Raw genomic sequence first — 4,249 nt, 5'->3', positions numbered from 1 at the left:
CATGGCCTCGGCGCCGGCGGTTGTCCTGCTGACCGTCGAGGAATCGAACGCGCAGGGGCAGGTCAGCGAACGGATCATCCTGCACACCGCGTTGAGCGCAGCCGCGTCATTCGTCGTGTTTGCCGTCGTCGTTGGTGTCGTACATGCGCAATACAGCGACGACTGGCTGAATGCCGTAGCCCACCCCCTCTGGGTTGTGGTCGGTTCCTTGATGATTGGCTGGCTGATGGCGCTTCTCGCTCGTCTGGTCGCTGCCCTGTTGCCCAAGCGCTCGCTGACACAGGTCTTCATCCTCGTGGCCACGGCCCTGCTCGCCGTTGGCAGTGCGCGCATGCTGGCGGTGCCGGTGTTTCTGACGCTATTCCTGATGGGAGCGATCCTGTCGTTCACCGATCAGGAAAGAACGCTCAGCTATACCAACTTGCCGGAAGGACACTGGTTGCTGGCGATCATCCTCTTCGTCGTCGTCGGCGCCTCGCTGCCCTGGCAAGACTTCACGTGGCTGGTCGGACTGCAGGCGATTGGCCTGTTGCTCGTTCGGGCTGTGGCCAAGGTGGCTGCCCTGGCGTGGGCCGGCGGTGGCCTGGGCGTTGCCAAGCGGGTGCTGGTTGGCATCGGCATTCAACCGCTATCGGCCACTGCCGTCTTCATGGCCTATGAAATCGCCGGACTCTACCCGGAAATCGGCCGTTCGTCGCTGTCGCTGCCTTTGTTTGCGGCCGCCATCATGGAACTCGCCGGCCCTGCCCTCTGCCGTTTCGCCGTGGTGCGCGCCGGCGAGACCGCGGCGACCGGCAGCAAGGAAGGAGTGGCATGAGCCAGCCAATCGCCGAATTCAAAGAAAGCCAGCCACTGACCCTCGGCGTCGAGCTTGAGTTGCAGCTGGTTTCCATGCGCGATTTTGATTTGACGCGTGGAGCGACGGATCTTCTCGGCAGCATGGACTACGATGGCCGCTTTGGTGAAATCAAGCTCGAAATCACCGAAAGCATGATCGAGGTCAGCACCCTGCCGCGCACACTCGTCGATGGCATTGCTGCCGATCTGGTCGGCCTCCGACAAGCGCTTGTCAGTCAGTGCGCGCGCAACCATATCTCCGTCTGCGGCGGCGGCACGCACCCCTTCCATCGCTGGGCGGAGCGCCGGATTTGCCCAGGCGATCGCTTCGATGAGATCTACCACCGTTATGGCTACCTGGCCAAGCAGTTCACGGTCTTTGGCCAGCACATTCACGTCGGCTGTACATCCGGTGACGACGCGATCTGGGTGACGCAGGCCCTGGGACCCTATGTGCCGATCTTCATTGCATTGTCGGCGTCGTCACCGTTCGTCGATGGCGAAGACACCCTGTTCCAATCCGGTCGTCTGAACGCCGTCTCGGCCTTTCCATTGAGTGGACAATGCCCGGCCTTGCGCGACTGGGCAGAGTTCATTGAACACTTTTCTTTTCTGCAGGCCTGTGGCATCGCGCGCAGCATCAAGGACCTGTACTGGGATATTCGTCCGAAACCCGAATTCGGCACCGTGGAAATCCGCGTTTGCGATACGCCACTGACGGTCGAGCGCGCCGCAGCCCTGGCGGCCTTGGCGCAAAGCCTGGTACGTCATCTCTTGCGAACTCGACCCACCCTCGACACCCAACGGCATCTGTGTGTCGCCCGCTACAACAAGTTTCAGGCGTGTCGTTACGGTTTCGATGGGCAGATCTCGGATCCGGTCGGCCTGCGGCAAGCCCCTCTCCGGCAGATCGCCCGTGAACTGCTCGTCGGGTTACTCGAGGATGCCCGCGAACTTGGCTGTTCCGCCTGGCTTCAGCTGCTCGACGCCTCCCTGGCCGGAGAGATCTCCGACGCCAGCTGGTTGCGCGGGCGTCAGGCCATCCATGGAAACCTTAATGACGTCGTCCGTGAGGCCACTATGCGCTTTCGCAACATAGGGAGCACGCACCTTGCCGAGGGCCCACGATGAAGCACTGGTTGACATTGCTGGCGTTGATGGTGCCTTGGGCGTGGCCACTGCATGCGGCAGAGGAGTGTGTCATCGAGTCGGTCCCAAGGAACGCCAAGGATCTTGGTCCATGGATCGACCAGGACAACTGGTTGGCACCTGAAAACCTGCGCATCGGCTTGCAGTCATTCGGCCGCTTCATGCCTTCGCTGAAGATCAGGGCAACAGGAACAGCCCAGATGCTCCGCCCTGCTCCTCGACAGCTCGAGCTCGAGAAACTCAAGGCCCGCGACCCGTTCGATCAGCAACTGCGCGATGTCGGGTTCCTGCTGGCCACGCGCTTGTATGCCGACGGCGTTTTGGTGCTGCGCGACGGGAAGGTGGCGAGCGAGCGCTACTGGAACGGGCTTGCCGCGCAAGACCAGCGACTGCTGCGTGGCGGAACCCGGTCAGTGCTCTCCCTAATCGGTGCCATGGCTGTCGCCCAGGGCAAGCTTTCGCCGGACAGGTCGATCATTCGTTACATACCAGGCCTTAATGGGCAGACGGGGTTGCGAAAGTTGTCGATTCGGCGCCTACTCGAAGGGGAGAGTAGCTTCGATTGGTCGTCACAGGACATCAGTGACTGGCTGGCGGCTGGTGGATGGAACTCCGGCAAGATCGTGGGAGGGATTCGGACATGGCTTAACCAACCGGGCCGCTGGGAAAGGGACTTTTCCACGAACCCGCAACGCGGCGAAGTCGGACCTGACAGCGACCTGCTCGTCTGGGCTCTCGCCGAAAGTTACCGGCTACCGCTGGCCCAGATCTTTTGCGAAGAGGTGTTCGGAAAACTCCGGCCCGAGAATGCTGCCTTCTGGCTGACCGACTCGCAGGGAACGGAACTGTCCGCCGGATTGGCACTCTCGCTGCGTGATTTTGCCCGTTTGGGGCAACTGCTGATCGACGCCCGGAACAGCAATCGACGCAGCAGGATTCCAAACTGGTTCATCGAAACGCTGACCGCCTCCGCCGGGCTGCGAACAGCAAACACTTCGGAGGTTATAGGCCTAAAAAGAGGCAGCGAGTTTCGCTACGGCTTTGTCCACCTCGGCGGGGCGCAGAACCGCATCGCTATTCTTGGGTCGTACGGCAATAGCATCTACGTCGATCTTGATCGTCGACTGGTGATTGCCATTTTTGCGGCCTATCCCAGGAATCACACCGCCGGAATGCGAGCCACACTTGAGCAGATATGGGAATCGCTGGCTTCGGCAACGCAGCCGATTAGCAAGCGCTGAATCAGGGGTAGTTTTACCTTCTGCAGTCTAGACATTCCGGATCACTGGCGAATGTCGAAGAGATCGCGGCGACATAAGAATTTGTTGGGAGAATGCAAGCGATGTGTGACATAGCGAAGAAATCGCGAGCCCATCGCTACATAGCTTGTGCAGGGTTGTCGCGCGAACTGCGCGCGACGGCTAATGAGGGTTCGTTTTCCGACCAGGGACTTTACCTCCGTGCCCCGCGCTACCCACGTTGGCTTGCTGCTCTCGAAATTGGCTTTCCCTTCTCATCGTGCACTCCCGGTTTCGCTCGATCTCGTCCGTGGCTTTGTCGCCGTCGGGCGGCGCATGAGCATCACGCTCGCGGCGGCCGACTTGTGTCTCACGCAATCGGCCGTCAGCCGACAGGTGCAGGGCCTCGAGGAAGCGCTCGGCGTCCGGCTGCTGGTCCGCGGCCACCGCTCGGTCGCCTTCACGCCGGAAGGCGAGCGTTTCTTCCTGCGTGCCGACAGCGCCATGCAGCAACTGCAGGACATCGTCGGCGACATCGTTTTCGCGGCCCAGCGGCGCCCGGTGACGCTGACGGCCGGCATCGGCGTCATCGGTCTTTGGTTGCTGCCGCGACTGGCAGCTTTCCAGCGGGCGCAACCCGACATCGAAGTCCACGTGGCGGCCGACAACCGTCTGCTCGACCTGCGCCACGAAGGCATCGATCTGGCCATCCGCTACTGTCCTGCGGCCGCGGCGCCGGCCGGCGCCACCCGCCTGTTCGGCGAAACCATCGCACCGGTCGCCTCGCCGGCACTTTGCGGAAAACGGCTGGAGACGGCTACCGACCTCGCCGGGCACTATTTGCTCGAGTTCGGCGACGCGCGTCGGCGCAACCTGCAATGGAACAACTGGCTGGCGGCGCTCGGTTGGGAAGGCGTGCCGCCGCGCGGCGTCAATCGCTTCAACCAGTACGACCAGCTCATTCAGGCGGCGATCGCCGGCCAGGGAATCGCGCTCGGTCGGCTCGAGCTGATCGGCCCCTTGCT

General features: G+C 62.0%; 4 protein-coding genes. All 4 read left to right on the top strand.

Annotation, left to right across the window (positions count from 1 at the left end):
* On the top strand, positions 1–817 hold an 817-nt coding region (locus Q1M07_RS09115; protein ID WP_300453209.1), incomplete at its 5' end, for a cation:proton antiporter.
* Complete coding sequence (locus tag Q1M07_RS09110; RefSeq protein WP_300453207.1) at positions 814–1,968, top strand: YbdK family carboxylate-amine ligase; 1,155 nt, start codon at positions 814–816, stop codon at positions 1,966–1,968. The genes Q1M07_RS09115 and Q1M07_RS09110, both read left to right, overlap by 4 nt.
* Entirely contained in the window at positions 1,965–3,227 is a 1,263-nt protein-coding gene (locus Q1M07_RS09105; RefSeq protein ID WP_300453205.1) for a serine hydrolase, read from the top strand. The genes Q1M07_RS09110 and Q1M07_RS09105 overlap by 4 nt, the downstream gene beginning before the upstream one ends.
* 258 nt (positions 3,228–3,485) lie before the next feature.
* A partial coding sequence (locus Q1M07_RS09100; protein WP_300453211.1) for a LysR substrate-binding domain-containing protein occupies positions 3,486–4,249 on the top strand: 764 nt, incomplete at its 3' end.

This window comes from Accumulibacter sp. (assembly GCF_029255285.1).
Taxonomy (GTDB): Bacteria; Pseudomonadota; Gammaproteobacteria; order Burkholderiales; family Rhodocyclaceae; genus Accumulibacter.
This window is presented reverse-complemented; position numbering and strand designations above follow the sequence as displayed.

Bases quoted from the DNA above. Each gene is read 5' to 3' on its own strand.
- Q1M07_RS09110 (WP_300453207.1), top strand. From the start codon at position 814: ATGAGCCAGCCAATCGCCGAATTCAAAGAAAGCCAGCCACTGACCCTC.
- Q1M07_RS09105 (WP_300453205.1), top strand. From the start codon at position 1,965: ATGAAGCACTGGTTGACATTGCTGGCGTTGATGGTGCCTTGGGCGTGG.